The sequence below is a fragment of the Fodinibius salinus genome, from assembly GCF_008124865.1.
Lineage (GTDB): Bacteria > Bacteroidota > Rhodothermia > Balneolales > Balneolaceae > Fodinibius > Fodinibius salinus.
Genome location: NZ_VNHY01000001.1, coordinates 743,525 through 768,420 on the forward strand (window position 1 = coordinate 743,525; position 24,896 = coordinate 768,420).

General features: G+C 41.1%; 22 protein-coding genes. 18 read left to right on the top strand and 4 right to left on the bottom strand.

Translation table 11 applies throughout. The features are described from left to right. Positions 1–136: 136 nt before the first annotated feature. From LX73_RS03385 to LX73_RS03405, 5 genes are all read left to right on the top strand, one after another. Positions 137–397 (top strand): hypothetical protein, encoded by a 261-nt coding sequence (locus LX73_RS03385; protein WP_148898057.1) that lies wholly within the window; start codon positions 137–139, stop codon positions 395–397. Beyond that, positions 397–1,869, top strand: coding sequence for a sodium:solute symporter family protein (locus LX73_RS03390; protein WP_148898058.1), 1,473 nt, complete (start codon positions 397–399; stop codon positions 1,867–1,869). Before LX73_RS03385 ends, LX73_RS03390 begins: the two co-directional genes overlap by 1 nt. Continuing rightward, positions 1,869–2,558 carry an RluA family pseudouridine synthase gene (locus LX73_RS03395; RefSeq protein WP_148898059.1) on the top strand — a complete coding sequence of 230 codons (690 nt, stop codon included), beginning with the start codon at positions 1,869–1,871 and terminating at the stop codon, positions 2,556–2,558. Before LX73_RS03390 ends, LX73_RS03395 begins: the two co-directional genes overlap by 1 nt. A 29-nt stretch (positions 2,559–2,587) precedes the next feature. Continuing rightward, on the top strand, positions 2,588–3,472 hold the full coding sequence (locus tag LX73_RS03400) for a class I SAM-dependent methyltransferase (RefSeq protein WP_148898060.1): 885 nt from the start codon (positions 2,588–2,590) through the stop codon (positions 3,470–3,472). 125 nt (positions 3,473–3,597) lie between these two features. After that, positions 3,598–4,503 carry a hypothetical protein gene (locus tag LX73_RS03405; RefSeq protein WP_148898061.1) on the top strand — a complete coding sequence of 302 codons (906 nt, stop codon included), beginning with the start codon at positions 3,598–3,600 and terminating at the stop codon, positions 4,501–4,503. 1 nt (position 4,504) lies between these two features. Here LX73_RS03405 and LX73_RS03410 read toward each other — a convergent pair whose 3' ends face one another. Beyond that, positions 4,505–5,095, bottom strand: coding sequence for a hypothetical protein (locus LX73_RS03410; RefSeq protein WP_148898062.1), 591 nt, complete (start codon positions 5,093–5,095; stop codon positions 4,505–4,507). 211 nt (positions 5,096–5,306) lie between these two features. Continuing rightward, positions 5,307–6,689, bottom strand: a complete 1,383-nt coding sequence (locus LX73_RS03415) for a DNA recombination protein RmuC (protein ID WP_148898063.1) — start codon at positions 6,687–6,689, stop codon at positions 5,307–5,309. 525 nt (positions 6,690–7,214) lie between these two features. On the opposite strand from LX73_RS03415, the gene LX73_RS03420 reads away from it, so the two are divergent. Then, positions 7,215–7,424 carry a zinc ribbon domain-containing protein gene (locus LX73_RS03420; RefSeq protein WP_148898064.1) on the top strand — a complete coding sequence of 70 codons (210 nt, stop codon included), beginning with the start codon at positions 7,215–7,217 and terminating at the stop codon, positions 7,422–7,424. Between the two features lie 16 nt (positions 7,425–7,440). Here LX73_RS03420 and LX73_RS03425 read toward each other — a convergent pair whose 3' ends face one another. Further along, positions 7,441–8,475 (bottom strand): sodium:calcium antiporter, encoded by a 1,035-nt coding sequence (locus LX73_RS03425; RefSeq protein WP_148898065.1) that lies wholly within the window; start codon positions 8,473–8,475, stop codon positions 7,441–7,443. A 375-nt stretch (positions 8,476–8,850) separates the two neighbouring features. Between LX73_RS03425 and LX73_RS03430 the strand changes: the two genes are divergently transcribed. From LX73_RS03430 to LX73_RS03460, 7 genes are all read left to right on the top strand, one after another. After that, the gene (locus tag LX73_RS03430; protein WP_148898066.1) at positions 8,851–9,558 is read left to right on the top strand and encodes a DsbA family oxidoreductase; all 708 of its coding nucleotides are present in this window, start codon (positions 8,851–8,853) and stop codon (positions 9,556–9,558) included. 128 nt (positions 9,559–9,686) lie between these two features. Then, positions 9,687–10,526 carry a lytic murein transglycosylase gene (locus tag LX73_RS03435; RefSeq protein ID WP_148898067.1) on the top strand — a complete coding sequence of 280 codons (840 nt, stop codon included), beginning with the start codon at positions 9,687–9,689 and terminating at the stop codon, positions 10,524–10,526. 68 nt (positions 10,527–10,594) lie between these two features. Further along, a complete protein-coding gene (locus LX73_RS03440) occupies positions 10,595–11,521 on the top strand; it encodes a matrixin family metalloprotease (protein WP_148898068.1) in 927 nt (308 codons plus the stop codon). 76 nt (positions 11,522–11,597) lie between these two features. Next, a complete protein-coding gene (locus LX73_RS03445) occupies positions 11,598–11,948 on the top strand; it encodes a cupin domain-containing protein (RefSeq protein WP_148898069.1) in 351 nt (116 codons plus the stop codon). A gap of 121 nt (positions 11,949–12,069) precedes the next feature. Continuing rightward, a complete protein-coding gene (locus LX73_RS03450) occupies positions 12,070–13,092 on the top strand; it encodes a metal-dependent hydrolase (RefSeq protein WP_148898070.1) in 1,023 nt (340 codons plus the stop codon). Positions 13,093–13,172: 80 nt separating this feature from the next. Then, complete coding sequence (locus LX73_RS03455) at positions 13,173–14,015, top strand: CvfB family protein (protein ID WP_148898071.1); 843 nt, start codon at positions 13,173–13,175, stop codon at positions 14,013–14,015. A 1,026-nt stretch (positions 14,016–15,041) separates the two neighbouring features. Further along, positions 15,042–17,759 (top strand): UPF0182 family membrane protein, encoded by a 2,718-nt coding sequence (locus LX73_RS03460; RefSeq protein WP_148898072.1) that lies wholly within the window; start codon positions 15,042–15,044, stop codon positions 17,757–17,759. Here LX73_RS03460 and LX73_RS03465 read toward each other — a convergent pair. Continuing rightward, a complete protein-coding gene (locus LX73_RS03465; protein ID WP_148898073.1) occupies positions 17,743–20,238 on the bottom strand; it encodes a PAS domain S-box protein in 2,496 nt (831 codons plus the stop codon). The two genes, LX73_RS03460 and LX73_RS03465, sit on opposite strands and share 17 nt — an antisense overlap. 200 nt (positions 20,239–20,438) lie before the next feature. Between LX73_RS03465 and thrS the strand changes: the two genes are divergently transcribed. The 5 genes from thrS (at position 20,439) to pheS (ending at position 24,829) form a co-directional block, all read left to right on the top strand. After that, a complete protein-coding gene (gene thrS / locus LX73_RS03470; RefSeq protein WP_148898074.1) occupies positions 20,439–22,379 on the top strand; it encodes a threonine--tRNA ligase in 1,941 nt (646 codons plus the stop codon). A 31-nt stretch (positions 22,380–22,410) separates the two neighbouring features. After that, entirely contained in the window at positions 22,411–22,974 is a 564-nt protein-coding gene (infC, locus tag LX73_RS03475; RefSeq protein ID WP_148898075.1) for a translation initiation factor IF-3, read from the top strand. Between the two features lie 134 nt (positions 22,975–23,108). Beyond that, on the top strand, positions 23,109–23,306 hold the full coding sequence (rpmI, locus tag LX73_RS03480) for a 50S ribosomal protein L35 (protein ID WP_148898076.1): 198 nt from the start codon (positions 23,109–23,111) through the stop codon (positions 23,304–23,306). 36 nt (positions 23,307–23,342) lie between these two features. Next, the gene (gene rplT / locus LX73_RS03485) at positions 23,343–23,690 is read left to right on the top strand and encodes a 50S ribosomal protein L20 (RefSeq protein WP_148898077.1); all 348 of its coding nucleotides are present in this window, start codon (positions 23,343–23,345) and stop codon (positions 23,688–23,690) included. Between the two features lie 128 nt (positions 23,691–23,818). Then, complete coding sequence (pheS, locus tag LX73_RS03490) at positions 23,819–24,829, top strand: phenylalanine--tRNA ligase subunit alpha (RefSeq protein WP_148898078.1); 1,011 nt, start codon at positions 23,819–23,821, stop codon at positions 24,827–24,829. Positions 24,830–24,896: the final 67 nt, after the last annotated feature.

The window sequence follows — 24,896 nt, forward strand, 5'->3', positions numbered from 1 at the left end:
AAACATTCCAAAGGTACTTATCCTTTGGCTGGAATGGAAACAATGTTGAAGCTAATTAAGTTGCAACATGATGATATCCTGTCCTCATAGTGCAAATGAATCGCACGTTGATAAGTACTAAAGAATTATTACATTAATGGGCAAATTTAAAGTGCGCTCATCCAATATGAGTACCCGCAAGAAAATCTTTCTGGCCTTATTGTTGATCATTCAACTAAGTATCATCTGGCCGGGCTTTGCCATATTTGATGGTATCTATCCCCTTATTCTCGGTCTCCCTCTCTCCTTCGCCTGGATTGTAGCTATGCTCCTTTCAGCTTTCTTTTTACTGCTCTGGTATTATCTCAGTGAACCAAAACATAAGCAACAATCCCAAACCAAAACCGATCACCGCTGATGGAGACCTGGGTCATTATACTTCTCATATGTGGACTATACCTGGCACTCACCCTTGCCATGGGTATTATTCCGGGGCTCAAAGTTTCCGAAAGCGTCAGCGGATATGTTGCCGGCGATCGGAGTATGAATCTGCTTATACTGTATTTTGTGATGGGCGCTTCTGTCTTCTCCTCCTTTGCTTTTCTGGGCGGACCGGGTTGGGCTTACTCTCGCGGTGCCGCTGCTTTCTATATCATTGCCTATGGCACTACTGGTATGATTCCCATTTACTTCTTCGGACCAAAAGTGCGGCGGCTGGGTAAAAAATTTGGCTTTGTCACTCAGGCCGAGATTTTGGAAGATCGCTTTAACAACAAATATTTATCAGTCCTGCTAGCAATCCTCAGCATCATTGTATTCATTCCTTATCTGACATTGCAAATGAAAGGAGCCGGATACGTCATAACCACCATCAGTGAAGGTGTTATTCCTCAATGGCTGGGAGCCGGCATCGCCTATCTCGTAGTACTGCTATATGTTTTTTATAGTGGCGTGATGGGCGTGGGATGGACGAATACCTTCCAGGGTATTTTTATGATGGTTATCGCCTGGTTTCTGGGGCTATATCTGCCCTACAAACTTTTTGGAGGTGTAGGTGAAATGTTTACCCAAATTGCTCAATCTGATATGTCGGCCATGTTAAAAGCTCCCGGACTTAACGCCGCCGGAGAACCCTGGAGCTGGTGGGGATACAGTTCGTCTGTGGTCGTTTCTGCCGTGGGACTTTCGGTATGGCCACACTTGTTTATGCGTTCCTTTGCTGCTGACAGTGACCGCACGATGAAACTTACTGCAGTACTGTACCCCACATTTCAACTATTTTTAATTCCCATTTTGATTATCGGGTTTACCGCCGTACTCGCTTATCCCGGTGTTACCCCGGCTGACAGTATTTTGCCCCACGTTTTAACCCAGCTTGAACTGCCCGTCACTATCATTGGACTGGTTTGTGCTGGAACGCTGGCTGCCTCAATGTCTTCAGGAGATGCTATTCTCCATTCCGCCGCCTCCATTGGAGTGCGGGATGGACTATCACACATATTGCCTGAACGACTGAAGACTGACAAAAAAGAACGGTATCACATCCGTATATTAGTAATCATCATCAGCGTAATTGCCTACTATTTTGCAGTCATCTCGGACGTGCCGATTGTAAATCTGCTACTTGGTTCCTATGGCGGGGTGGCACAAATATTTCCTCTTGTTTTCTGTATGTTTTACTGGCGCAGGGCTACGGGTTACGGTGCAGTTGCAGGACTTCTCGGCGGTATCATCATAACCATATTATTTCTGTTATATCCCGACTTGCGGCCCCTGCCAATGCACGAAGGCATATATGGATTAATAGTTAACATTGCGCTGATCGTTGGCGTCAGTCTTTCTACTGAACCGGAATCTCAAGAACGTATTGAGCAATATTTTAACGCATAATGAACGTAACACACACTAATCCCGAGCTACCAATTATCTTTGAGGATGACCATCTGCTTGTCATTGAAAAACCGGCGGGGGTTTTATCACAAGAAGACCATACTGGTGACCCTGATGTGCTAAACCTTTGTAAACAGCATCTTTCTCAATCAACAAAAAACCCATACGTGGGACTCGTACACCGGCTGGACCGTCCGGTGGGTGGACTTATGATATTAGCTAAAACATCTTCTTCGGCCAATGCCCTTTCGCAACAAATGCGCGACCGTACCATGCAAAAAACATACTGGGCCGTAACCCAAGGTCATCCGCCTCAAAATGGAATGCTTACCCATCATCTCAGCAAAAACAGGGATACCAATATTGTAACCGTGGTATCCGGCAATCAGAAAAAAGGCAAAGAAGCAATCCTTTCATTCGCTAAAATGGAAGAAGTCGGGAATCTGCATTTACTGTCGGTGCACCTACAAACGGGTCGACCACATCAAATTCGCGTGCAGCTGGCTCATGAGGACTATCCTATCTGGGGCGATTACAAATACGGGAAAAACCAGCCCGACGGGCGTGATATTGCACTGAGAGCAGTAGAGCTAATTTTTGAACATCCAACATTGGGACACGAACTACAATTTGAGCTAGCTCCACCCAATATCGAACCTTGGCAACATTTTTCAATTGCTCAATCATAAGAATATCGATCTTCTATTAAACAAATAAAATGAAAGCTGATCAGCTGAGCCAGACCGCTACTTTTATCGCCATTAAATTCTACGGGCTTACACGTATAGACGACTTCCAAACACTTTTTGATGCTTCAACCATCAAATTCTATGATAAGTTGGTTACTTCACTTCCCGCTCCACTTAGCTATTATCATTACTGGTTACAATTAGGATGGATTCGCAAACTGTATATTTGGTCAGAGGAGTTGCTACTGCCTGGCGACCTGTTGCATATCATGGGGCGAAAATGGATTATCGGGCATATTCTAGAAAATCTAGTTGATGAAGGATATGAACAAATTATTGTACTTGGGGCGGGTTTTGATCATTTGTCGCATAAATATATGCAACAAGATGTTTCGTGTATAGAACTGGATACCCCTCATATGGCCGAACTTAAGCGAAGATTTTTAGACGAATATTATCCCAATAGCCGACGGCCGAGAATTCTGGATGTTCATCTGCCCAATGATAACATTGACACCATTTTTTCTAATGAGCAACAGATCAATCCCCATAAAAAAACCATTATAGTAGCCGAAGGTTTTTTTGATTACCTGTCTTCTGAAACCGTCAGCCTTTTGTTACAACAGATCGGAAATTATTTTACCGCTCCTCCTAAACTTGTAGGTACTCATTTTGCACTGGATGAGCTTTCAGCCTTTCGGCGCACCGTATTTACCCGCAGTGTACAGATAGTAGGCGAAAAACTGAGTTTTAACACTTCAGTAACTGAATTCCGACAACTCTTGCAGGATAACAACTATCAAATTCAGCTGATGCAAGGGGCAAAAGATATTCGGCAAAGGATTGTGCAACATGTAGATACAGACTTACCAATACTGCCCGGATTTTATATTTTTAAAGCGCAAAAAAAATGAATCACCTAATATAGATCTATAAAAAATTATAGTCATTTGGAACACTCGGTATAACCACAATGTTGGGATAGCAGGATTACACATCCAAACACTACAGCGACCAGCACACAATCATTTTATAACTCATGAGCAAACACAATCTTACAAAAGTAGAAGCATTAAAACTTATCGTTCCCGTTGTGGACGGAGAAGCTACTGCTGATGAACGGCAGGCATTTATGGATTTTATTGCGGATCATCCAGATGTCCGTAATAAATATGAATCCATGAAAAATACGAAATCGCTGTTGTCTTCCCGGTGTCCATGCGAAACAGCTCCCGACTCTCTTAAAAAATTTGTAAATAAGGTGTGTAACAAATCGTCTGCTGAAAAGGAGACCGAGAACTCCATTTCTAACATGCCGGATCGCGATCCGAAACAACCTTCTTCAAAATCCTACTCCTCTTCTGATGGAAATCTCAAGAAACTTATTTTTGGCGTAGCTGCATCAGTGCTCTTCCTTATAGCAGGGTGGCAACTTTTCTCCTTTTTTAATTCTTCTCCCCAACAGCCCTCCTATAATATTGAAGAATATGCGTACCGTCATTTTAACAAGCACAACGGTAACTATGTAGAACCTACCATAAACACAGCAAGTTTAGGAAATGCAGAAATTACGCTGGCTGCGGATTATAATATGCCAATGACCATCCCTTCACTGAAAAATGCTTCGTTTAAGGGTATTGTATACAATGAGTTTGTACCCAATTTTAAAGCACCAATGCTGGAATATCATCTCCCCTCTGCGGATGAATATATCTATATTTTTGCTTTTAAAATTAAGCAGTTAAAAGCATTTAAAAAGCTCTTCAGAAATCAGGAAGCAGTAAATACCTGTGATAGGCCCAAAGATTTTCACGTAAGGGAAGTCGAAGGCAAGCATATTGTTTCATGGAAATGGAACAACGTATGGTATGCCGCTATATCAAACCACAATGGTGATAAATTGGCCTCCCTGGTAAAACCATTGCAATTTTCTTCTAGGAAGTAATTTACAGCTGAACCTTAGCGGTCAACATTGGCGCCACTTTGCGATTCACTGTTGTAGAGTTAAATCCCAGTGATATGGTGGACTGGTTATACTCTGTTACCGATTTTTGTACCGTGATAATATTGTAGGCGATACTTCCCAAGACGAGTAATTCACCGATTAAAATTTTAGTATCCGTCAGCGAAACTTCTTTATCATCAACAGTAAGCGCATCAGCAAAGTCATTTCCAAATATTTCGCGGGTCGCATCCACCATCAAAATAGCACCCGTTGTACGAGCCGCCAAACCAATAAATCCGCGGCGAAAATCTTTCGCATAAAAATTTCCCGTCGAAGGTCCCGCAACTAAGCCATATACTGCCAACATAGCTCCGGAGGTTTCCAGCGTATTATTTTCAGTAATCGCTACCGTGCCAATACCCGCCCCAAGCGAGCTAAAAGTATTAACCAAGGATATATTTCGAGCTTTAGAAACACTCTTTGTCGATCCTTCATCGGTATTGACAGAAATAGAACTGCCTTGGGCATACACTTGCGTTGTTAGAATTACAATGCAAAAAAGAAGACTGATAGATTGTAGAATATTTTTCATAAGGGCTGAATATGAAAAGCTTAACTGATAAATGAAAAGGTTAGTTTTCAACTATTATAAAAACAATAACAAATCATATTGTTGGATTACTTTAATTGTCGTTATGCTCTTCGCTGACAATGATTGCACCTATTTAAAATAATGAGAATCATGGCCGTGATTCTCATCTGTCATAAAACAGAGAAGAAATCTCACCGAATGAGGTATAATACTACCCCTCTTCCAGTCCTTCAGACTCCGCTCCATTCTGTTCCCCCAGCTGATGCGGATCACTTAAATCAGTCGGTAAACTTTTATTTGTATCGGCTCCCAACTCTTTCAACATTTCGGCCTGACGCACCAAGTTTCCACGTCCTTCAGAAAGTTGACCTAAAGCATCATCATAACTTTTTTGAGCCTGCTCAATACGATCGCCAATTTCTAATAAACTCCTTGTAAATACCTCAAACTTATCATAAAGCTGTCCGCCACGGTAAGCAATCTTCTGTGCATTTTTATTCTGATACTCTTGCTTCCAAACGCTGTCAATCGTGGCCAGAGTAGCCAACAGTGTCGAGGGACTCACAATCACAATATTTTGTTCAAAGGCCTCATAATAAAGGTTACTATCGTACTGCAGAGCCACCCCAAAAGCCGACTCAATCGGCACAAACATCAACACAAAATCAGGACTTTTACCACTGTAAAGCTGTTCATAATTTTTACTGCTAAGTTTCTTTACATGCGTTCGTAGTGAACTCACATGCTCTTTAAGGGCCTGCTCCCGCTCACCCTCATCATCGGCTGAACTCATCCGCTCGTAAGCCTTCAACGATACTTTGGAGTCAATCACGAGCCGCTTTTCATCAGGCAGATATACCACCACATCCGGCTGCAGGCGACGTCCTTCGTCGGTCGTATGACTTTCCTGTATTTCGTATTCTCGTTCTTCGGTAAGTCCCGATTTTTCGAGGATCCGCTGCAGGATCACCTCCCCCCAACTGCCCTGCGTCTTGGTATCTCCTTTCAGTGCCTTCGTCAAGTCCTTGGTCTCTTTAGCCATCTGTTGATTCATCTCTTTCAGATGTTCCAGGTGCTGCTTCAGCGAACTTCGTCCCTCTATATCTTCTTTATGCGTTTTTTCTACCTTCTTCTTAAACTCCTCCATCTTTTCGCCCAATGGTTTCAGCAGCTGATCCAACTTCTCCTTGTTCTGTTCGGTAAACTTCTTGGACTTCTTTTCCAGTATCTTGTTGGCCAGATTCTCAAACTCGTCTTTAAACTTTTCCTGCAGATTTTGCATCTCTTCTTTCTGCTCACTGAGCCGTTCTTTCAGATTGCGGTAATTGGCGTTGAGCTCGGCCAGCTGTTTTTCGGCCTCATTAGCGCGCTGTTCGGCCTTTTTTTCTTCCTGCTGGGTTTCTTCTAACTGCGCAGACAAATTCTGGTTGCGCTCTTCGAGTCGTGAAACCTGTTGCAAAGTCTGCTCTCGCTCGGCCTCCAGCGCATCGGCCTCTTCTTTGGTCAAAGCCTGGCTGCTTTTGTTTTTGAAATGAGCAATAGCATAGCCGGCGGCAATGCCTATCAGAATAAATAAAATTGAAATCAGTTCCATTTTTTGTTGTTAGATTCTAGATACTTACTGATCACTGGATACTAGTTAACCATGGCTAATATCATAGTTCTGCTATCCAGTTTCCAGTTTAGAAAAAAGATAGGAATGCAAAGTGACAACATGGTGGCAGGTTGAACAATTTCGCTGCTATATTTATCACTCTTCAACCTATCGGATGTTTATTATTCGTAATAAGGCTATACAATTAACAGTTACAATCATTGACTACTTATAAATGTACAATCTTGATCCAGTAATTAAGATATAGCAAACCATGAGTGAAATATCAGTGGCAGATTAGAATAGTTTTTAGTTTTTCTCCCTACCAACTGGGGATACCTCTATTATTTTCAAACAGCAGCAGAACTACGGTGCTAGATCCCAACATATATAGATACTGGTACTAAAAAAGGCTTTAGGGACAAATGTATAAAAAAATACAAGCCTCCTTTTCATTTGCACATCCGATTATCAAATATCAACTTGGGGAGACATTGAATCTTCATCCCAATAAAAATACTACTCATGGAATACCTTAACTGGCAATGTCCCAAATGTGAGAACAGTCATTACGAAACTGATCAGCTTACCGCTACCGGCGGCGGATTCACCAAGTTCTTTAATGTACAAAGTAAAAAATTTACGACCGTCACCTGCAGCAAATGCCGATACACTGAGCTGTACAAAGAAGAAACAAGTACGCTGGGCAACGTGCTCGATTTCTTCGGCAACTAGCAGCCCATTAGTTCATCTAAGCAGGCAACGACGGAATAGAGTCAATAATGGCAAAATTCTCGAGGGCCATCCAGAGCAAAAACAATACATATGCTATGATCAGCGTTACCGATTCTTTTCGATTGAGAAGCATATCGGTGCGCATGAAGCTGAATAACAGTAACGTCGCCAGTGTCAATGCTCCCATTAGCGGAGCTGCTATACTGAAATTAATAACAGTAGCCCCAGCTATAAGTACCCCCATCGGGATACAAACCAACAGGTCAAAAATATTACTGCCTAGCACATTGGCCAGTGCAGTTACCGCATCTCTTTTGCGAGCTTTGCGGACACTCACAAAAGCATCCGGGATGCTAGTTCCTGCAGCAACAACCGAAATGCCCCACAAGAATGATGGAGTCCCAAGGATATTTCCAAAATTAATGGCCGCCCGAACCAGCAGTTCTACCCCAATTACAATAATTACCAAGCTGGCTGCTAACATACCCCACTGTTTTAAGGGATTGATCTCAGTCGGATCCATATCAGATTCGTAATCCATCGTATCCTGATACTGAATAAATATATAAAACCCATAAAGCAGAAGCGGTAACAAAGCCAACGTGCGGTTCATTTCACCAAGTATGATCCTCTCCCCTCCGTCGGCAACAGGATTAAAAATTGCTGCAAACGAAAAGGTGATAATTAGCACAGCTACCGAAATGATATAAAACTGTGCCTCTTTATATACCAAATCCCGATTAGATTCAAGTGGATTCTTGGTTACTATTCCCGCTGCAGCGGGAATAATCAGGATATTGAAAATTGCCGATCCTACGATCGCAGCCAGCCCCAGATCAAATTCTCCGTGCAGTAGGGTCGAAAGTACGACCGTAGAGAATTCTGGAAAGCTGGAGCCGATAGCCACAACCAGCGCACCCTGTACAATATCAGGCAATTCGTAATACGTAGAAAGTCCTTCGCTGGCATGCTCAAGCCAGTCGCTGCCCTTCCAAAGAATAGCCGTAGCGATGATCGCAACAACCGTCCAAACAAGCAAGGAAATGATCATGAGTAAGAATATTGTTTAGCAGAAATCAGTATGATTAAATGAAGAATATCCTGATCAAGAAAGCAACAATATATATTGGTTAAATTTTGGTGCTAGGACCATTTTCGAACTGTAATAACTTTAAAACAAAGATAATACCGTTATATGCCCAATGGGAGCGGGTTTATTGCATGAGGTTTCTAGATAAATATTTGGAATCTGATTGGGGAGACCGTTTCAGTCGGCTTGCAATAACTACCAGTCATCATCAATTACGGAAAATAATAGCAGCAGGGATTAGGGATGAGGAGTATAGCATAACGCAAATCAATGAATTATTTGTTGTATCTTTTGTTTATTCAAATGACACACAAAATCTAACCAATTTGATATCCAATGAAAGTAGAAATATGGTCCGACGTGGTCTGCCCTTTTTGCTATATCGGCAAACGGCGGTTTGAAGAAGCACTCGCTGAATTTGAATATACTGATGAGCTGGAAATTCAGTGGCGCAGTTTTCAGCTTAATCCCGATTTAAAAACCAATCCCGAAGCCAATATTAATGAGCACTTGGCCGATGCTAAAGGCTGGTCACCCGAGCAGACCAAACAAATGATGCGCCACGTGACAGACATGGCCAGTGAGGTGGGACTTGAATACGAAATGGATCGCACGATCGTAGCCAACTCATTTGATGCACAACGACTTATTCAATTTGCCAAATCGCATAATAAGGGACAGCAGGCAGAAGAAGTGCTATTTGAAGCATATTTCACCAACGGCCAAAATATTGATAACATTGATACACTTGTTAATCTGGCCACGCAGCTTGATCTGGACGCTCAAGATACAAAATCAGTTTTACAAAGTGATCAGTTTACAAATACCGTTAAACATGACATTCAAACGGCCAACGGAATGGGTATTAGCGGGGTACCATTCTTTTTATTTAATCGAAAATATGCTGTATCCGGGGCACGGGGATCAGAAATATTTCTAAAAGCGCTCAAACAATCCTGGAATGAGTGGATGGAGAATCAACCTATGGAAATAGAAGAGCCAAGCAATAATAGTACTACTTGCACATCTGATGACAATTGTTAGCGTTTTATTTCGTTCTACTTTACTAGGCTAACATATTTTTACGCTATTAAACGGCTATATACGTTGACACCAATCCAATTTTTTTATAAATGTAATAATAACAATGTGCCATTAAACGGTTGTTTCGAATGATATATGCACGTAGCGTCATATTATTGTTAATAGTTCTCTTTAGCTGGGAAAGCTTCGGAGTCTCATCTGCAACAGCCAAAAGTGTAATTCTTGATCCTCTCCAAGAATTACCTTCGCAGAAAAAAAATCATTCTGATCCATCACCGGAATTTGATAAAGAGCTAAATTCGCTGATTCATATCCTTAAAAAAGAGGGCTTCGATATCAAAAAACTGCTCGAAGATCCACGCTTTGAGCTATATAATAACATCGCCGATCGATTCCGAAAATCAGCCGAACGGAAATCACACAGTCTATCATCCTATAAACAAGTACTCGGTTTTAAGGATAAAGGAGAGCAAATTGTTTACTTCCTCGAGGATTACCAAAAACAACTCGACAAGGCTGAATCACAATACAATATTTCAAGATATGTAATTGCCGCTATTATTGGCATAGAATCAGACTTTGGCAATAACGTAGGAACCTATAATCCCTTTAACGCCTACGTTTCGATGTATGTAGAAAAGTATCGCCAGCAGTTTGCCAAGGCTCAAATCAAAGAACTTTTAGAGTTTGTTAACCGAAAAAATATTGATGTTTATGAGCTTAAATCTAGCTATGCTGGCGCTATGGCTTTTGCACAGTTCATCCCCTACTCATTAAACAAATGGTTTGTCGGCGACGATATTTTCGATATGAATAATAATATTATGTCGGTGGCCAATTATTTGCGCTATTTCAAACAAAAAACCAACAACATAGAAACAGCCGTACTCCGCTATAACCCCAGCAGTATGTATAAACAGGCGGTGATGGACTTGGCTCAGCTGGCAGAAAAGCAACATAGAAATTAATTTTTGTAATTTTATTATACAGAATTATTTTTGGGGAAATCAATTCATCTTGATCTTAATTCCGTACTGTGAGCAAACAACTTATCTCTTTCATAGTCTTTATTGGCCTTGCTATAACTTTTGTAATCTTTTTTAGCACCATCTCATCTGGTACAAATCCGATACCTTGTCAAGAACCATTAACCTACCGCATCGCTTCAATTGATCCTCGGTTTGATACTGATCGTAAAACGATCCAAACAGTCATGGAAGATGTAGAAGCACTCTGGAAAACCGCACTTGATAAAGAAGTCCTAGAATATCGTCCCGAAGAAGGATTAGTAGATATACATATCGTTTTTGGGAAGGAGCAACAACGTACTAAGAAGGAAAAACAACTTTCGCAGCGAGTTCAACGGTTAAAAAAACAAATTTTGACTCGTAAGGAGAACCTGGAACGGTTGAGAAAAACCTATGAAAAACGTAAGCGAGATTTTGATAAAAACAGAAATGCTTATTTAGTAGCAATCAAGAGTTTTAATACCCAGATAGAACAATGGAACAAACAAAGAGGCGGTATTCCTCCGGGCAAAAAAAAAGAAGTCAAACAAATGGAACGTGATATAAAACGGCTTGAAAGGAAAGTAAAACGTAAAAGGCAGAATACAGAAATGATGAGGAAACGAGTGAATAACAAACTTGAACAAGTAAATAGACTCGTTAAAAAACAGAAAAATACTATTGACGAATATAAAAAACGATTTTCTGAAGCCCGTAAATTTAACCAGGGACAGTTTATCGCAAAAAAGGATGAACTACGAATCAATATTTACCAGTACCGTAACCGGGCAGAACTTAAAACGGTATTGGCACATGAAGCAGGCCATGCTATGGGAATTCGGCATGTTGACAATCCCAAAGCACTTATGAATGACATGTTGGATGAACAAGATATTTTCAATCTCAAGTTAACACAAGACGATGTATCCGCACTTGCAAAACAATGCGACCAATAATCCGCTTTGTCTTTATCGGTGGGAATGTTAATTTGAAAAGTAACATCTTTAATAAAAAGGATGAAAGTATTCAATTATGGCTCAGAAAAAAATAGATCCCGGTGAAGTTGTTAACCTTTACTCTCTGGACGAGGATATGCCTGAGGATACTACTCTGGCCCTCATGAAAACATCGGATATGGAAGTAATCCGAATGGTTCTGCCCAAAGACAAAGAAATTACTGAACACAGTGTAGACGGTGAAATATCAGTTCAGTGCCTGGAAGGAACCACAGCTTTTGATGTGGGGGAACAAACACACATTCTTTCAGAAGGTGACTGGTTGTATTTGGGCCGTAAGCAGCGCCACTCTCTGCGCGTGTTAGAAGATTCTGTTTTGTTGGTCACCATTCTGTTTATCAGGAACTCTGCTAAAGAAGAAGAGTAATTCACCAACTGTCCGAATAATCTATATCATAAATATTACGATATAGGACATACAATCTTTCGCAGAGATCCACAGAATCACTATCTTTACGGACATTCGATTTTGAACCGAACTTTCTGCGATGGATCCCGTTACTCACGGACTCATTGGCGCCACAGCCACACAGTCAACCCTCTCCACTAATACCGACATCCATCGTTCTGCTGCTATTGTTGGGCTTTTAGCTGCAATGACGGCCGACCTCGATGTTCTGATCAGTAATGCCAATGACCCACTGCTTAACCTGGAGATACACCGTCAATTTTCGCATTCCCTCATTTTTATCCCCGTTGGTGCACTCATCGTTGCATCACTGCTCTGGTTTTTTATGCGTAACAGGCTATCCTTTAAACAACTATATACCTTTAGTTTCATTGGGTATGGCACAGCTGGCCTGGCGGATATGTTTACCAGCTATGGTACAAAACTACTCTGGCCTTTTCTGGATGAACGGTTTTCCTGGAATATAATTTCGGTATTCGATCCCCTCTTTTCGCTGGGTATTATTCTTGCTGCAGGCTTTGCGTTCTATTATCGAAACCCTAAAACGGCGTGGCTGAGTTGTGGATGGATTCTGCTCTACCTCCTCTTTGGATTCATCCAACACGAACGTGCAGAAACAGTGGCACAGAAACTTGCTTATAACCAAAATCATCAAGTTAATCGGATGGTGATTAAACCGACTATTGCCAATACGCTGCTATGGAGTATTCGCTACGAAACCGGGGACACACTTTATGCTCATGGCGTGCAACTTACTCCCTTCGCAGATCCAGTTATTTATGAAGGAGAATCCGCTGGTATCCTAGACTGGCAAAAACAATATGCGCCTTACAAGGGCAGCGTAGTTTATGAAGATATTAAACGTTTCGACCAGCTTTCTGAGGGGTATTTAATCCGGCATCCCAAACATGAGGATGTCATTGGCGATGGAAGATACGCCATGATACCCACTAAAATGAGTCCTTTATGGGGCATCCAAGTGGATACCTCACATGCGGATCAACATGTATCGTTTCAAACCTTCCGAAATTCAACAGCTGACCTAAGAACCAAATTTTTAAACATGGTTTTTGGCCAATTCTTAGAAATAGAAGCAAAATAGAACAGCAAACAATTGGGGAATCAACATAAAGGACGTTATTTTAACGATTCACTTTTTCCCATCTTTTACACTACTCACCAATGTTGAATCTCGGAACTTTTCAAACGCTCAACGTAGCACGACAAACCGATCATGGCTACTATCTGCAAAACACCTCCCACAAAGGTGACGATGAAGTACTACTTCCCACTTCTCTTGCAGACCGAGAGCTACAAAAAGGAGAAAATGTACGCGTTTTTCTGTATAAAGATGGCGAAGAGCGGCTTACTGCCACCATGCAACAACCCAAAATTACCCGGGACAGTATAGCCTTTCTGCGGGTTAAAGAAGTGAATAAAATTGGGGCATTTTTAGACTGGGGGCTTGATAAAGATCTTTTCGTACCCCACAGCGAGCAACTGGACTCCATGAACGAAAATCAATCATACCTCGTCTGGATGTATCTCGATGAAAAGACAGATCGGCTGGTTGCCTCAGAAAAACTTGATCACTTTCTGGATAACAGCGAAATCACCGTTGAAGAACATGAAGAAGTTAATCTATGGATACGAAAGAAAACTGATCTGGGATATAAAGTAGTGATCAATGAAAAATACGATGGACTTATCTATCACAATGAGTTCTACCGAGATGTACATTACGGCGACAAAACCACAGGCTATATCAAGCAGATTCGTTCTGATAACAAAATTGATGTTACACTACGTCCCATTGGATATGACAAGGTAGAACCCAACGCCCAACATATTCTTGATCGACTACAACAAGTAGGCGGCTATCTGGATTTGCATGACAAAAGTGATCCCGACGAGATTCAAAATCGTCTGGAGATGAGTAAAAAAACATTCAAAAAAGCAATCGGACGACTCTATAAAAAAGAGATTATCCGTATTGAAGATGATGGAATATACCTTCAAGATTAAGCTAAAATTATCAATTTTTAGCTGAGTATTTTTCCGGTTTCCAGCTCTCCTCTTTTAGGAATCGGACCTGGAATGTAATCTAAAACCCTTCCTCATCTTTGGTCTCTATACTATCCCTCAAAATAACAACTAGCCTTTTCTATAAAGGCTACAACATAGGGTTCTAAAACAGTCTTTTTCTCATAAAAAACTTCATTTTCTCCTTCCCTTGAAGTTGCTAGTACTAAAATAAAAGGGGGATAAAATAAATATTTTTAAAAAAGTGCTGATGTCTCGGAACTTTTAATATTGACTGGACTATAAAGGGTACACTCAAAATATATTTTCGGAGGTACTCAAAATGATTGAACAGTACATACATATCGTAATGAGCTACTTGGAAATGGGCATCGAAATTGCGGGCTCTTACCTGATAACATTCGAAGGAATGATAGGATTATTTTTCGGTCTTTTTTTAGTTGGGATAATCTCAGAAATCCGCTCATAACAAGTTTTTATTAGACCCAATAAGCATATAGTAAATCTTCTTGGCTTTCACCCTTTATGACCATCTACTTCTCTTGTCAAACAAACTAAAGTTGAAGACAGTATAACTGATATCCATCCCGATTGGTCTAATATATCTGCTATTGCCTCAATACCTATAATAGTTATTATCTAATACAATCTAAGTTATTGTATCACAGTAACTTATAATATTCTATGTGATAAGTATTCTATATTACAACTGGTATGAATACTTAATTTTAAGTCAAATAAAAACAATAACTTATGGGAATTTATGTTTTTAACCTTAATCTTTCCCTTTATTGCGGTTATTGAAACTTTTTACGGATGGATTAAAATTTAAGAAAGCAGTGATTTTACTCTATTTCTGATCTTTACAATCCACCAAATATTATCTGTTCCCTACCCTTTTATTGACTAAATAAATTTCCTTATTCTGTTTTCTCTTATTTGGTTGGTATCTTAGCAATCTTGTAAAAAGTTACCGATACGTTTATCCTCACTAAATTACTGTCGATTATGGGCAATGGTATTACTAAAAAAATTTACTGGATTCTTATTCCTTTCCTCATCCTATTAGGTTTGGTGGGCATATCTTCTGACTGGATCGTAGAATTACTCTGGCTCGAGAATCTTGGCTTCAGTCAGGTTTTCTGGACAATAAAAATTACGCAGGTATTACTGCTTGGTGCTGCTCTTGTTGTATCGCTTCTTTATGTACTACCGAACATGAGGACGCTGGGTAACAATTTCAGCACCATGCATTTTGGGCAGTCTCCGCTGGCACAGCTCAAACTTGATGAAGTTAATCCTCAAAAAATAAAAAACACATTCTACAGTGTTGGTGCAGTTATCAGCGGTTTCTTTTCACTGGCCTTTTTTATGCGCTGGGATACATACTTCCGCTTCCACTGGAATGAAACAGTAGGACAGCTTGACCCGATTTTTGGCCATGACATTGGCTTTTACTTGTTTCGCCTTCCCTTTATTGAGCTTATCCAGACCAGCCTTACCTCCCTGGTATTTTTTGTGACAATTGCCACTATTATTCTATACGTATATGCAGGTGCGCTATCGATAAGTTCTGGCAAAACCATAACAGCACCTGCAAACATTAAAAAGCATATTAGCATCAATTTGGGTGTTTGGCTGCTGTTGCTCAGCTGGGGATACTACCTGGAGCGGTACAACCTGCTCTACAACAGCAATGGAGCCGTCTATGGAGCCGGATACATCGATATTAATGTACGGATGCCGGTGTTGTGGATTCTATCTGCTCTATGCTTCATTTTAGCAGTTTTTGCTTTTTACCAACTCTACAAAAACCGTATCAAATGGCTACTTGTTGGTGGTATTACCACCATAATCATTGGTGTAGTCGGAAGTGGTTTACTTCCCGGGATGATACAGCAATTTGTAGTAGAACCCAGTGAGCTTCAGCTTGAGAAGCCATATATCAAACACAGTATCTCTCAAACCCGCAAGGCTTATAAGCTGGACGAAATGAAAACACAATCATATAGCGGGCAACCGGCCAAGAAGATGAGCTGGCCAACCATCCAAAAAAATGAACAAATTATTGAGAATATCCGGCTCTGGGATCCACGGCTGCTTATACAAACCTATCGACAACTGCAGGAAATTCGACTTTATTACCAGTTCTTTAATGTTGATGTAGATCGTTATCAAACCGATGAGGGGTATATGCAAATGATGGTAGCAGCTCGTGAGCTCTCGGAAGAGCTACCGGAACAAGCCAATACATGGGTTAACCGGCGACTGCAATATACTCACGGCTACGGACTGGTTATGAGTCCCGTAGCACAGGAAGGCTCACAAGGTGGTGACCCTCGGCTTACCATCAAAGATATTCCCCCGGTAAGCGATATGGGACTCAATGTTGATAAACCTGCTATCTATTTTGGTGAACACAATGCTGATTATAAAATTGTAAACACCAATGTGCGTGAGCTTGACTATCCACAGGGAGATAAAAATGTGTATGCCAATTACCAAGGAAGCAGCGGCGTAAATATCGGCAGCTTTTTCTCCAAACTGCTTTTTGCCTGGCATTTTGGAGACATGAATATCCTATTTACTGATTATATCAATGATAACAGTAAGGTAATCTTCTGGAAACGTATTCAGGATCGTGTAAAACGTATTGCGCCCTTCCTGCGGCTCGAGGATAACCCCTACATTGTGCTCGATAACGGCAAATTATACTGGATGCAGGATGCTTATACCACTTCTGCGGATTATCCATATTCCGAACCTTACAACAACGATTATAACTATATCCGCAACTCTGTAAAAGTTGTGGTAGATGCCTATAACGGCTCGGTTGACTTTTATGTATCCAATGAGGAAGATCCTGTACTAAATGTCTATCGCGATATTTTCCCGGAGATGTTTAAACCGATGTCCGAAATGCCCGGCACACTCAAGCAGCATGTACGCTATCCTATTCATTATTTTAAAGCACAAATCGAAAAGTATAATGAATATCATATGACCGAACCGCAGGTATTTTACAATAACGAAGATCTGTGGACGCGTCCCAATGAAAAGTACGGCGGCAGCTCCATCAAGATGGAACCCTACTATGTACTTACCAAATTGCCTGGCCAACAGGAGCTTCAGTACCTTCTTATCAGTCCCCTTACTCCAAATAACCGGGACAATATGATTGGCTGGATGGCAGCAAATTCTGATGATCCGAATTATGGAGAAGTATCGGTATATCAACTACCTAAAGAACGTCTTATACTGGGTCCGGCCCAAATTGAAGCACGGATCGACCAAGATACCGAAATCTCTCGTCAGCTAGCACTTTGGGATCAGCGTGGATCGCGTGTAATACGCGGCAACCTGATGGTCATTCCTATCGAAAATTCATTCATCTATGTAGAGCCGGTCTTTCTTATTGCCGAAGGTGTAGATATACCCCAACTACAGCGGGTCATCGCCACCTCCGGAGATAAGATTGCCATGCAACCTACGCTTTGGGAATCGATTGAGGCCTTGTACGGCAAAAAGCGACAACGTATTGCTGCTGCACCTGTTGACACAGCTGCCAGCCGGCCTGCACAATCTGTATCCTCTGCATCGGCCGAAACAATTTCGAAACTTCAGCAATTGTGGGATGAAGCGCGACAGGCACTACAAAATGGTGACTGGGAAAAGTATGGCAGTACAATGAAAGAGATGGAAGACCTTCTTAGCGAGCAGAACTGAAATCAACATCTTTCTCAAGCTCAAATTCAAGCATAAACCGCGAGCCGGTTTCTCTCTTTTCATCAAACCAAACCTCGGCATCAATTTGGGTAGATAAAGTATTAATTAGCTGAAATCCAAGAGACTGTCCTTTATCTAGTCCCACATTCTCGGGCATGCCACTACCATCATCTTCTACGGAAAGAACTATATTCTCTCCGTCAAGATGGATAGAAACCTTAATATTACCCTCCTCTTGATCTATAAAAGCATGTTTGTAAGCATTCGTAATAGTCTCATTTAAAATAAGACCACAAGGTATAGCTTGACCGATTGTCATATTAATGGGATCAGCATCAATCGTAACAGAAACATCTACTGGTTCATCATCAACAGAAGCCAAAATTTCGTCAACAAGTTCTTCTAAATATTCCCCAAAAGATATTTCAGATAAGTTTTCGTTTTGATAAAGTTTTTCATGGATCAGGCCAATGGAATTGACCCTCATCTGGCTAGCTTTTAGCACGTGCGATGCATCAGCTGATTCTGTATTATAGGCTTGCAACTCCAGCAAACCGGTGATCACAGCTAAATTATTTTTTACACGATGGTGAATTTCAGATAACAAGACTTCCTTTTCTTTGAGGGATTTTTTGACCTTTTCTTCAGCCTCCTTACGATCTGTGATATCTACGTAAATACCATAAATAGCAATAGTATTATCATCTACATTTACTGGTACTCCATAAATCAATACATCCAGCAGGCTACCATCTTTGTGCACTCGCTTGCCCGTATGGAAGGCCGCTTCTCCCTGAAATATTTCCTCTGAAATACCTTCCGCAGTCTTCCGCTCTTGTTCCGGAACGATAACTGTATCAATGTTTTTCCCTTTTATCTCTTCGGTACTAAATCCAAACGTTTCTTGAAAGGAGGTATTAACTTTTCTAACCTCCTGGTTTTTGTCCATCAAGGCAATGGAGATAGGCGCATTTTGGAATAACTGCCGGAACATTTCTTCATTCTTTCGCAGCTCTTCTTCGGCATTATACCTATAACTGATATCACGGGCGATAGTAATAACAACATCTTCACCAAAATAGGTACCGGGATTAGCAACAACCTCTTTCGGAAATATTTCACCGTCTTTTCGCTTACCCCACCACTTAAAACTTTGGGGAGTTCCATTTAACGCCTTCTGAATATGATTTTGCGTTTTTACCAGATCCACCTTACCGGGCGCGGCCAACACTTCAGGCGTTTTACCGATATAGAATGATTCCTCATAGCCATACATATCCACTGCACCCTGATTTACTTCCAAGAAGCGACCCTCCTCATCCTGTATATAAATCGCATCGCTTATGGAGTCAAACAAATCTTGGAAAGTCTCAAGGCTCGCGCGATAATTGCGCATCACCTCTTTATTCTTGGTAATATCAATAAGGGTTCCTACGATAGCATCATCCCCCCGGTACTTAATTTTGGAACCGTAAAGATTCATATCAATTTCACGGCCTTCTTTGGTAATACCCTTAATTTCATACTCATTATCCAGGGGATTGCCATTTGTCTCTTCTACAATATTACGCTTTAGTGAACTTCGATCATTAGGATGGATAAGATCAAAAGGCGTTACATCATCAATAATTTCCTGTTGCTCATATCCAAAGATATCAGCAAACCGAGGATTCACATGCAAAAAATGATTGTCCTGTATTAAAAAGACTCCCACCAACGTCTTTTCGGATAATGTACGGAACAGCTCCTGCGACTCTTTATGCCTGCTTACATCCGTAATAAGTGACTGCACGGAGGATAAATTACCATCTCCATCATAAATGAGAGAATTGTACCATTTACTATTAAGTACTTCTCCGTTCTTGGTTACGACTTTACCTTCAGAAGTATATGAACTTTTGTGTTCTTTTGCCGCAGTCTCAATTTTATTACGTGCTATCTCTAACTCTTCGGGATAAACCAGTTTTTTAAAAAAGTCTCCCTTTCCAATCACTTCGCCTTTTGACCATCCCAATAGCTCTTCGGCTTTCTCTGACCAGTTGCGAACAGTCAAATCTGAATCCCACGTAATCTTTGCCAGCGGTGAGGAGCCCTGATATGCAAATATTTTCGGGTACTTTGTTCGTCGCTCTTCTTTTTTCTCAATTTGAGAGGCAACATCATGTGCCACAGCTAGTGTTACGGGACTTCCCTGATAACTAAAAACGTGAGAGGTAAATTGTATAAATAATTTATCGCCTTCTTTGCTCTCATGCACCCATATATCATCACGGCTCGATGAGCCATTTTCTTGGTTACCTAATAACTCATAGCGTTGTGTTTTTCCGCCCAGGTCACTTAAATTCATTTCGCAAAGCTCATCCCGGGAATAGCCATAAAGCTCAACTGCAGAATTGTTGGCATCGAGGATGTCATGAGAATTATAGTCTAAGATAAATATGGGCTGATCGTCAAAAAAAGAAATGTCCTTCTTGTTCATATATTATTTGATATATGTAAAACTAATCCCAAGCCATTGAATTAAGAGTCGCTGTAAATCTATAATTCTTAAATTAATAATTAAAATATTTTTAAAATTTAAGTTTTTTCACCTACTAAATTTTACCTGTTGGTATCCACTTATTTTTTTATATTTACAAGCTTTTCTCACAATTCCTCATTACTATTATTTAACTGTTAATGCCTGAACAAATTACAATAACTTTTCCCGACGGTAGCGAAAAAGAATATCCCAAAGGAACAACGGGGCGAGCGGTGGCTGAGTCTATCTCTAAAGGACTAGCCCGCGAAGCACTGAGCATTACGCTTGATGATGAAATTATGGATTTAAGCCGCCCTATTGAACAGGACGGTACTATCACCATTAATACATGGGATACCGAAGATGGCAAATATACGTTCTGGCATTCCTCCGCACATGTGCTGGCAGAGGCTGTACAAGCACTTTATCCCGATGCAAAGTTTGGCATTGGCCCGCCCATCGAAGACGGTTTTTATTATGACATTGATTTTGGTGACCAGACGGTAGGCGAAGATGATCTCGAAGAGATTGAAGACAAGATGATTGAAATGGCGCGCAAGAAGTCAACATTCGAACGCCGCCCAGTATCAAAAGAAGAAGCCCTAAAATTTTATAAAGACACGGGCAATGAATATAAAATTGATCTGATAAGCGAACTTGAAGACGGCAACATTACTTTTTACGAACAGGGTGATTTTACCGACCTTTGTCGCGGACCGCATATTCCTGATACCGGACGTATTAAAGCGGTAAAACTTACCAGCCTTGCCGGCGCTTACTGGCGGGGAGATGAAGAAAATGAACAGCTTACTCGTATTTACGGCATCTCTTTTCCCAAGCAGAAACTACTAAAACAATATATTAAGCGCGTTGAAGAAGCTAAAAAACGCGACCACAAAAAGCTGGGCAAAGAGCTCGATATTTATATGATCGATTCTATGGTCGGCAAAGGACTACCCGTTTGGTTGCCCAATGGTACTACTCTGCGCCGAACACTGGAAGCTTTTTTGCGAGAGGAACAGAAAAAACGAGGATATAAGGAAGTAATTACCCCTCATATTGGTAACTTGGATCTCTATCGTACATCGGGGCACTATCCTTATTACCGAGAGTCGCAGTATAATCCCATTGACGTTGATGATGAGGGCTACCTGCTAAAACCAATGAATTGCCCGCATCATCATAGGATTTACTCGAACAAACTGCACAGCTATCGCGATCTGCCATTGCGACTGGCAGAGTTTGGTAGTGTATATCGCTACGAACAATCAGGCGAATTGAACGGGCTGTCACGAGTGCGCGGATTTACACAAGACGATGCACATATTTATTGTACGCACGATCAACTCAAAAGCGAAATCGAAAATTGTATCGACCTCACGGAATTTGTGTTTGGTACTTTTGAGATGCCAGTTGATATTCGTCTTTCTTTCCGTGACGACAACGAGGAAAAATATGGTGGCGATACCGAATATTGGGATCGAGCAGAAAAAGAGATTAAAGAAGTAGCTGACGAGATGGATCTTGACTACACCATTGCCCGCGGCGAAGCTAGCTTTTATGGGCCCAAGATCGACTTTATTATTCGTGATGCTATAGGACGAAAATGGCAGCTGGGAACCGTTCAAGTAGATTATGTAATGCCTGAGCGTTTTGATTTAACCTATATAGGATCTGATAACAGTGAACATCGACCGGTCATCATTCACCGTGCACCTTTCGGATCGATGGAGCGATTTACCAGCATATTAATCGAACATTTTGCCGGTGATTTTCCGGTCTGGCTGGCACCTAAACAGGTACAGATTATTCCTATTTCTGATGATTTTAATGAATACGCCTACGAGTGTGCCTCTGCATTGAAAAAGCACGATGTGCGTGTAGAGGTTGATACACGAAGCGAACAAGTGGGCGGAAAAATCCGAGATGCTGAAACGAGTAAAATTCCTTATATGTTAATAGTAGGTGAAGATGAACAAACGACCGATACTGTTTCGGTTCGCCGCCATAAAGAAGGCGATATTGGCACCTTTGATTTTTCTGAATTTATTTCTAATCTCACTGATGAGATTGATAACAAAGATTTACCGAACCACTAGCATTAATTTGAATAAAAGATAGAGGTCACTTATCGCAAGAAACAGAAGAAGACGACGACCACGGGGCAACGATGATCGGCCCAATTCTAATGAAGAAATACGAGCATCAAAAGTACGGGTTATTTACCCTGAGGATGCCGATAAAGAACACGAAGTTGTACCTATAGAACGTGCCTTAGAAATTGCCGAATCATACGGGCTCGACCTTGTTGAGGTAGCACCCAATGCAAACCCTCCTGTTTGCAAAGTGCTGGATTTCGGCAAGTATATGTACAAAAAGAAAAAGAAAGAAAAAGAAGCCAAGAAGAAGCAGCACACCGTTGAGGTAAAAGAGCTTCGATTTCGTCCTAATACGGATGATCATGACCTTGAGTTTAAAACACGTCATGCCCGTGAATTTTTAGAGGGCGGTGACAAAGTAAAAGCTACGGTTCAATTTAGAGGACGAGATATGCTTTATACCGAACGCGGTGAAGAGCTTCTGCAAGATCTGGCCGAAGAGCTGGATGATGTCAGCGAAATTGAGACAAAACCCAATATGGAAGGCCGCCGTATGATTATGATGCTGGCTCCTATGGGTAAAGGTTCATCATAAGATCTATATTATGTGATGTCATCATTTTGAAGTGATGACATCACATTTACCTGCATTTTAGAGTTTAATATTCAAGCTCAAATGCTTATCTTTGCATCCATTAAATTCGAAGAAATTTTATTAGGTATTGTATTATGCCAAAAATGAAAACACACAGTGGGGCTAAAAAGCGCTTCAAAAAAACCGCTTCCGGTAAAATTAAGCGCAAGAAGGCTGGTAAAAGCCATATTCTCACTAAAAAACGAAGTAAAAGAAAGCGTAAACTCGGCAAACCTACGAAAGTAGACAAAACGAAGAAGAAAGATGTCGAGCAAATGCTTCCTAATAGCTAATTACACCGTAATTTTAACTTTTAAACATTAGACAAAATGCCACGATCACGAAATAAGGTGGCTTCCCGTCGCCGTCGCCGAAAAATTTTGAAACAGGCGAAAGGTTACTGGGGCAAGCGGAAAAATGTTTATCGTTTTGCGAAAAACACGGTCGAAAAAGGTATGCTTTATCAATACCGCGACCGTAAAGTTCGAAAACGAGAATTCAGAAAACTCTGGATCACACGCATTAATGCTGCTGCCCGTCAGAATGATTCTACTTATTCTCGACTGATGGGAGCCTTAAACAAGAAAGATATTGAGATCAACCGCAAGGTACTTGCTGACCTTGCCGTCAATGATCCGGATACGTTTACCGCTATTGTCGAAGAAGCACAACAATAATTTACGGTACGTAGATATTTAGCCGGTCCCCTGTTCATTCAGGTGGATCGGCTTTTTATTTTCATTGAAGGATTAACACGAATTAAATAGATTCCACCTTCACAAAAGTTTGGACTGATTCACACTTCATGATCGACGATATAGAATCCCTAGAAGAAAAAATTAAACAATATTCCATCGATAATGAGGATGAACTAGAGTCTTTTAGGCTGGAGTTTTTATCCCGGAATGGAAAAATCCAGGAAATGTTTTCACGGATTAGCGAAGTTCCCAACGAGCAAAAGGCTCAGGTTGGCAAAGCCATGAACAGTGTGAAAAACCTGGCGCAGGAAACTTTCGATACTGCTGAAAAAAAACTAAAACAGCAAGAAGCATCTGCTATTAATGCTACCGATGATGTAACGCTGCCTGCCCCGCCCTATCCTTCCGGCTCATTCCATCCCCTTACACAGACAATGGAAGAGATGAAGAATATTTTTTATCGACTGGGATTTTCAATAGCGGATGGTCCGGAAATTGAAGACGACTTCCACAACTTCACAGCATTAAACTTCCCTCCCAATCATCCGGCAAGAGATGAACAAGACACTTTCTTTGTCGAAAAAAATGAGGACGATCAGGACTTGGTACTCCGCACACACACCTCTCCTGTTCAAATTCGGCTAATGCAGCAACAGGAACCGCCGATACGAGCTATTATGCCGGGAAGGGTGTATCGCAATGAGGCCGTATCTCCAAAATCATATTTCCTCTTTCATCAAGTTGAAGCTCTATATATTGATACTGATGTGAGCGTTGCAGAACTTAAGGAAACGCTCATCAGCTTTGTCAAACTCATGTTTGGCAAAGAGGTTAAATATCGTCTGCGGCCGGGCTACTTCCCTTTTACAGAGCCCAGCCTTGAAATGGATATCTGGTGGGATAATCCCAATAATGACAAGGATGGAAAATGGCTCGAAATTCTAGGATCCGGAATGGTCGATCCCAATGTCTTAAAAGCAGTAGATATCGATCCCGAAGAATATACCGGCTTTGCCTGGGGCATGGGCGTTGAACGCATTGCGCTGCTTCGGCATCAGATTGATGATATTCGCATCTTTTACCAAAATGATGTGCGCTTTTTAGAGCAATTTCACTAATATTTTAAATAAAACGCAGATAATACGGACTGGGCTGATAATCACCTGAAATACCTGTGGAAATCTG